This window comes from Lutibacter sp., from assembly GCF_021647475.1.
GTDB lineage: Bacteria > Bacteroidota > Bacteroidia > Flavobacteriales > Flavobacteriaceae > Lutibacter.
Genome location: NZ_JAKIUR010000039.1, coordinates 22,670 through 29,992, shown reverse-complemented (window position 1 = coordinate 29,992; position 7,323 = coordinate 22,670). Strand labels below are relative to the sequence as shown.

Genomic DNA, 7,323 nt, shown 5'->3' with positions numbered 1-7,323 from the left:
CGATACAATTTTCTATTGAAAATTACTCGAATTGACGTGTTTTGTTTGCAAATTACGTCAGATTGAGTGAAATTCTGAAAGAATTTTGTATCGAAATCAAGTAATTTGCTTACATCGAACTCAGGTTAGACAGCCTCTTTTATTATTTTAGTTTACTTATTTCACCAACGAACCTTCTTTAATTGCTTCAACAATATCAGGATTTAATAAGGTAGAAATATCTCCCAAATTGGATGTTTCGTTTTCTGCAATTTTTCGTAAAATTCGTCTCATAATTTTACCCGAACGAGTTTTTGGTAAGCCCGGCACAAATTGAATTTTATCTAATTTAGCTATTGGTCCAATAGTACGACGAATTAAATCATTGATTTCGTGTCGTAAAAAGTCTTCATTTTCAGGGGTTTCATAAACAATTACATATGCGTATAACGCACTTCCTTTAATGTTATGAGGATAACCCACCACGGCAGATTCTACTACATTACTATGTTCATTAATAATATTTTCAATTGGGGCAGTTCCTAAATTATGACCTGAAACAATAACAACATCATCTACTCTACCGGTAATTCTATAATTTCCTTCCAAATCTCTAAAGGCTCCATCTCCTGTAAAATATTTACCTGGGAATGCACTAAAATAAGTTTCTTTGTAACGTTTATGGTTTCCATAAATAGTTCTTGCCATTGATGGCCAAGGATATTTAATACACAACCTTCCTTCTGATGGATTTGTATTATGTTCATTTCCTTCTTCATCTACTAAACATGGTTGAACTCCAGGCATTGGCCTTGTAGCAAAAGTTGGCTTTGTTGGTGTTACTCCGCCTAAAGGAGATATCATAATACTTCCTGTTTCGGTCTGCCACCAAGTATCTACAATTGGAGCTTTTTGTTTTCCAATTTTTTCATCGTACCAGTGCCAAGCTTCCTCATTAATTGGTTCTCCAACGGTTCCTAGAATTTTAATAGAACTTAAATCATGAATTTCGGTATATTCATTTCCTTTAGCTGCCAAAGCTCTAATAGCTGTTGGTGCCGTATAAAATTGAGTAACCTTGTATTTTTCAACAATAGCCCAAAAACGAGAATAATCTGGATATGAAGGAACTCCTTCAAACATTAATGTAGTTGCCCCAACTGCTAAAGGTCCATATACAATATAAGAATGACCTGTAATCCAACCTATATCTGCGGTACAGAAATATACATCTCCGTGTTCATATTGGAAAACATTTTTAAAACTATGTGCCGTTTGCACCATATAACCTCCACAAGTATGTACCATACCTTTTGGTTTCCCTGTTGAACCAGAGGTGTATAGAATAAATAATACATCCTCAGCATCCATAATTTCGGCTGTACAATTAGGGTTAGCGTTAGCAATTTCATCATGCCACCAAACATCTCTACCCGCTTTCATTGTTACTTCAGAATTAATTCTTTTTAGTACAATAGAGGTTTCAATAGTTGGACATGTTTCTAGAGCTTCATCAGCTATTGCTTTTAAATCTACCTCTTTGCCCCCTCTGTAAACACCATCCGAAGTTAATAAAACTTTACATTGTGAGTCATTAATTCTTGTAGAAAGTGCAACTGCCGAAAATCCTGCAAATACCACAGAATGGATTGCTCCAATTCTAGCACATGCTAAAACAGCTATTGCTAATTCTGGAACCATTTGCATATACATACAAACCCGATCTCCTTTTCCGACACCTTTACTTTTTAAAACATTAGCAAATTTATTCACTTCAACAGACAATTGTTTGTAAGTTAAAGTTCTATTGGCTTCTTTTGGATCATTTGGTTCCCAAATAATAGCTAATTCATCGCCTCTTTTTTCTAAGTGACGATCAATACAATTTTCAGTTATATTTAATTTAGCTCCTTTAAACCATTCAAATTTTGGTTCATCCCAATTAAATTCTAGTACTTTATCCCATTTTTTATGCCAGTTAAAAGTATTAGCTATTTGTGCCCAATAACCTTCTGGGTCATTAACACTATGTTGATAGGACTTATAATATTTAATAAAAGAATTAATTCTTAAATCTTCTAAGGTTTGTTTTTCTTCTACCGTTGCATGTTCAAATATTCCTATTTTATGAAGTTTTAATTCATGTTCAATTTCAACAACAATTTCTGGATCATCAATGGTTGAAGGAATCTTATATTCAACACCGTCAGCAATATTTCTTAATAATTTTCTAAGAATTTTACCTGAACGAGTTTTTGGTAATCTATTAACAATTAAAACTCTTTTTAAAGATGCAATAGGTCCAATTATTTTTCGTACTTCATGTACAATATTGTATTCTAATTCAAAACTAGAAACATAATCTCCAGATTTTAAAACTACCAAAGCTAAAGGTACTTGCCCTTTTAAATCATCAGCTATTCCAAAAACAGCACATTCGGCAACAGAAGGATTAGATGAAACTATTTCTTCCATTTCAGCTGTTGATAATCTGTGACCTGCAACATTAATTACATCATCAACACGGCCTGTGATAAATACGTAGCCATCTTCATCTTTATAACCACCATCACCTGAAAAATAATAACCCTCAAATTGTTTTAAATAACCATCAATAAAACGCTGGGTATTTCCCCAAATATCTAAAAGATTACCTGGAGGTAAAGGCAATTTAACAGTTACATATCCTTCTTCATTTGGTCCTAACTTTTGACCCTCTTTATTTAAAATTTGAATATCATATCCACTTACTGGTTTTGTAGAAGAACCTGGTTTTATTGGAAGTGCTTCAACACCCATCATATTTGAAATCATCGGCCAACCAGATTCTGTTTGCCACCAATGATCAATTACTGGAATACCCAAATTTTCTTCCAACCAATGTAAGGTTGCAACGTCACAACGTTCACCAGCTAAAAATTGATATTTCAAGCAAGTTAAATCGTAATCTTTTAATAACTCACCATCAGGATCTTCTTTTTTAATAGCTCTAATCGCAGTTGGTGCAGTAAACATTACTTTTACTTGATATTCACTAATAATTCTCCAAAAAGTACTAGCATCAGGAGTTTTAATTGGTTTTCCTTCAAAAATAATAGTCGTATTTCTATTTAAAAGTGGTCCATAAACGATATAACTATGCCCAACTACCCAACCTATATCTGATGCTGCCCAATACGTATCACCAGGATCTACACCATAAATAGCTTTCATTGAATATTTTAAAGCAACTGCGTAACCACCTGTATCTCTTAAAATACCTTTTGGTTTTCCTGTGGTACCAGAAGTATATAAAATGTATAAAGGATCGGTTGAATTCATTTCAATACAAGCTACTGGTTTTGATTTTTTTACTAACTTTTTATAACTTACATAACGCTCAGTTTTAGGATTTACAGCTCCTAAATTTCGTTTATAGACAATAACTTTATTTGGTTTATGAGTCGCCTTTTTTATGGCCGCTATAACTAATGGCTTGTATTCAATAAGTCTGTCAACTTCCATTCCTGATGTTGCCGTAATAATCACTTTTGGTTTACAATCGTCTATTCTAATAGCCAACTCATGAGGTGCAAAACCGCCAAACACTACAGAATGAATTGCACCAATTCTAGCACATGCTAACATACTAAAAGCAGCATGAGGAATCATTGGCATATAAATAATTACAGTATCTCCTTTTTTTACTCCTAAATCACGAAGACCTCCAGCCAAACGTTCAACTTGAAATTTAACATCGTTATAAGAATATTTTCTTTTTTGTTGGGTTACTGGTGAATCATAAATAATAGCCGTTTGTTCTCCAAAACCGTCTTCAATATGTTTATCAACTGCTAAATAACATATGTTTAATTTTCCATCTTTAAACCAACGATCAAATCCATTTTCATCTTTAGACAAAATACTTGTCGGGTTTTTATACCATTTTAAGTTCTTTGCTTGTTTTCTCCAAAATTTTTCTGGGTTTTCAATACTCTCATTATAATTTTTTAAGTAACTCATAGATGTTATTTTTTAGTGTTAAAAAATCCAAACCAAGCTGGATTTAAAAATTTTATTTTTATTAATCCCCATATAATAAATAGGGTGAAAAATCCCATAACTAAGGAATTTAACATGTTAATTTGAAAAAGTGATTCAATATAAAATCTACCAATTAATGTGATAACTACATAAATGGTAATGACCCAATCTGATGTTTTACTACTTAATTTTAGTTTCATAATAATTTCTAATTTTTAAGAAGTTGTTTAACTTCTTTAATTAAATTTTTTGTTGAAAAGGGTTTTGAAATATATTTATCTGCACCTAATTTTAAACCTAATTCTATGTCTTTTATTTTGTTTTTTGCGGATAGAAAAATTACTTTAATATTCTCAAAATCTTCTCTATCTTTTAAATATTTTAGAACTTTGTATCCATCTACTTTTGGCATCATTATATCTAATAAAATAATATCTAGCATGTTGTTTTCAACAATTTCAATTGCTTCAATACCATCTCTTGCAATAAAAACTTCAAAATTTTCTTTTTTAAAAAGATATTCTAAAGACATTACAATATTAGGTTCATCATCAACTATTAATATTTTTTTCATTTTAATTTTTATTTATTGGTAAGGAGAATGTTAATCTTGCTCCATTTGGTTTTACGTTTTTTGCCCAAATTTTTCCATTGTGACTTTCCACAATTTGTTTACTAATTGCTAATCCTAATCCACTTCCTTTTGGTTTTAGAATTGTTTGATTTTTAGCTTGATAAAATTTATCAAAAATAGAATCCAAATCATTATCTGCAATTCCTTTTCCGTTATCTTCTATTAAAACGTCAACGGTATATTTATTAATTTTTGTTTTTAAAACAATCTTACCTTTTTTAGGAGGTGAAAATTTAATTGCGTTAGACAATAAATTAATAATAACTTGTTGAATTCTATCTTCATCAAAAAGGAAATTTGCATCTTTAACTTTTTCGTCAATAATTTTAATTTCTTTTTTCAGAGCTAACTGCCTAACTGAATCAATAGATTTTTCAATGGTATTTTTAATTGAGTTTTTTTTCAAAGCCAATTTTTCTTTTCCAGAAGCCAATTTTTCTAAATCTAAAATATTATTAATTAACCTGTTTACTCGATCACTTTCATTTAAAATACTACTTAAAAATTTATTTTTAGTTTCAAAATCTACATCATCATTATCTAATAATATTTCAGAAAGTGCTCTAATTGAAGTTATTGGCGTTTTTAATTCATGTGCCACGGTATCTAAAAATTCGTCTTTTTGTTTATCTCTTTCTTGCAATTCTTTATTAGAATCTTTTGCTTTTTTGGTTTCCTCTAAAATATTTAAAACCTCTGTTAAACTAATTTCTTCTTCTTTTATTACCGATGAAATTAATATTCTGGAGGAAGCACTTCCAATACTTCCTGTAAGCAATTTTTCAGAAAAATTAACCAGCCGAGCATCAGCAAATTGACTGTTTTTATCTAATTTATATTTCATAAAAAATAAATTCAATGCCCGTTCTGTTCTATTTATTCCTAAAAAACGATTTAAAATATTTTTTAAATCTTTTACATAAGCTTCACCTTTCCAAACATAGGCATCTTCATGTAAGCTGGCATATTTAGAATTATCTACAAACATTTCGGCAAAATTTCGTTCTCTATAAGTTCCAATGTTATACACTGACACAAAAACATAAACTAAAATATTTAAAAACAGACTCCAAAAAAATGCTTGAGGAACTGGTTCAAATATTGATAATCCAAATAATTCGTAGGGTTTTAAAAAATGAATTCCAAACAATCCTTCATTAACAAATGAAGAATTAATAATTAGCGAATCAATTATAAAAGGAAAAATCAATGTGTAAAATGTGATTAAAAAACCAATAATTATCCCAAATTTAGCTCCAATTGACGAGCCTCTTCTCCAAAATAATCCTCCAAAAAAAGCTGGTGCTAATTGTGCAATTACTACAAATGATATTAAACCAATGGATACTAAAGATCGGTCTAAAGTAAAACTCTTATAAAAAAAGTATGCCATAATAATCAATAAAAAAATTGAAATTCTTCTAATATTTTTTATTGATTCCATATTTTGTTCCGATTCGCCTTTGCTAAATTTTTGTAAAAACCCATAAGGAATAATTAAATTATTACTTAACATGGTAGATAAGGCTAAACTAGACAAAACCACCATAGATATTGCTGCTGAAAAGCCTCCTAAAAACACTATTAAAGCTAAAAATTCATGGTTACTTTTTAAGGGTAACATTAACGTAAACAAGTCAGGTTCAACTCCTTGATTATGGAACACAATATTACCTCCCCAAGCTATAAAAATTACGAAAACATTAAATAGTAATAAATATAAAGGAAATAGCCATGCCGCTTTTTTTAAATATTTTTCTCTTTCATTTTCAACAACAGCAGCCTGAAATTGCCTTGGCAACAACATAATCGCAATCATAGATAAAATACTAAGGAAAAACCAATTAAATCCTCCTTGCAAACCATTAATTGATTTTTGACTTTCAAAATTAGGTAATAAAGAAACCTGATTATAAATATCAGAAGGACCATTAAATAGATAAAAAGTTACATAAATGCCAATAGCCAAAAAGAAAACTAATTTAATAACAGATTCTAAAGCAACTGCAGTTATAATTCCTTTATGTCTTTCGGTAGCATCTGTATGTTGTGTTCCAAAAAAAGCAGCAAAAATACCTAGCAAAATTGCAATATAAAAGGTAGTGTCATTTATAATGGTGTTTACAAATATTGTATGATTAGTTATAACATTAAATGTTTCTGAAATGGCTTTTAATTGTAACGATATATAGGGTACAATTGCTAAAACACAAATAATAGTAACTAAAGCACCTAAAAATCGATCATTTCCATAACGAAGCGATATAAAATCTGCTAAAGAGGAAATTTTATTCCCTTTAGAAATTTTAATAATTTTTTTCATTAAAATAATCCAAGAAGGAATAATAATAATTGGTCCTAAATAGATGGTTAAAAATTTTAATCCTGAAGTAGCTGCCAACCCTACACTTCCGTAGTATGTCCAAGCGGTACAATAAACAGCGAGGGAAAGTGTATATACATATGGATTATTTACCCATTTACTTTTTGAATTTTTTTCTGCCCAAAAAGCCACATAAAATATGGCAGATAGATACACTATGATTATGGATATTACTAAAAAACTACTCATAATATTTTTTTAGAATTACATAGGTGAAAATAATACTAGCTATCCAAATTAAAAATATATATACATAAAGTGCTGGTAATCCGAAAATAGGTTTACTATTATTAAACAACAAAAT

The 7,323-nt window shown here is 29.9% G+C and carries 4 protein-coding genes; all 4 read right to left on the bottom strand.

Annotated features, from left to right (window positions below):
- Window positions 1-156 precede the first annotated feature (156 nt).
- The 4 genes from acs to L3J60_RS09885 are packed head-to-tail and all read right to left on the bottom strand — an operon-like array spanning window position 157 to window position 7,208.
- Window positions 157-3,981, bottom strand: coding sequence for an acetate--CoA ligase (acs, locus tag L3J60_RS09900; RefSeq protein WP_291975351.1), 3,825 nt, complete (start codon window positions 3,979-3,981; stop codon window positions 157-159).
- Between the two features lie 5 nt (window positions 3,982-3,986).
- Window positions 3,987-4,202 carry a hypothetical protein gene (locus L3J60_RS09895; RefSeq protein WP_291975350.1) on the bottom strand — a complete coding sequence of 72 codons (216 nt, stop codon included), beginning with the start codon at window positions 4,200-4,202 and terminating at the stop codon, window positions 3,987-3,989.
- 8 nt (window positions 4,203-4,210) lie between these two features.
- A complete protein-coding gene (locus L3J60_RS09890) occupies window positions 4,211-4,576 on the bottom strand; it encodes a response regulator (protein WP_291975349.1) in 366 nt (121 codons plus the stop codon).
- 1 nt (window position 4,577) lies between these two features.
- Complete coding sequence (locus tag L3J60_RS09885) at window positions 4,578-7,208, bottom strand: ATP-binding protein (protein ID WP_291975348.1); 2,631 nt, start codon at window positions 7,206-7,208, stop codon at window positions 4,578-4,580.
- Window positions 7,209-7,323: the final 115 nt, after the last annotated feature.

Coding starts and splice junctions, on each gene's coding strand:
- acs (WP_291975351.1), bottom strand. CDS start 3,981: ATGAGTTACTTAAAAAATTATAATGAGAGTATTGAAAACCCAGAAAAA.
- L3J60_RS09890 (WP_291975349.1), bottom strand. CDS start 4,576: ATGAAAAAAATATTAATAGTTGATGATGAACCTAATATTGTAATGTCT.
- L3J60_RS09885 (WP_291975348.1), bottom strand. CDS start 7,208: ATGAGTAGTTTTTTAGTAATATCCATAATCATAGTGTATCTATCTGCC.
- L3J60_RS09895 (WP_291975350.1), bottom strand. CDS start 4,202: ATGAAACTAAAATTAAGTAGTAAAACATCAGATTGGGTCATTACCATT.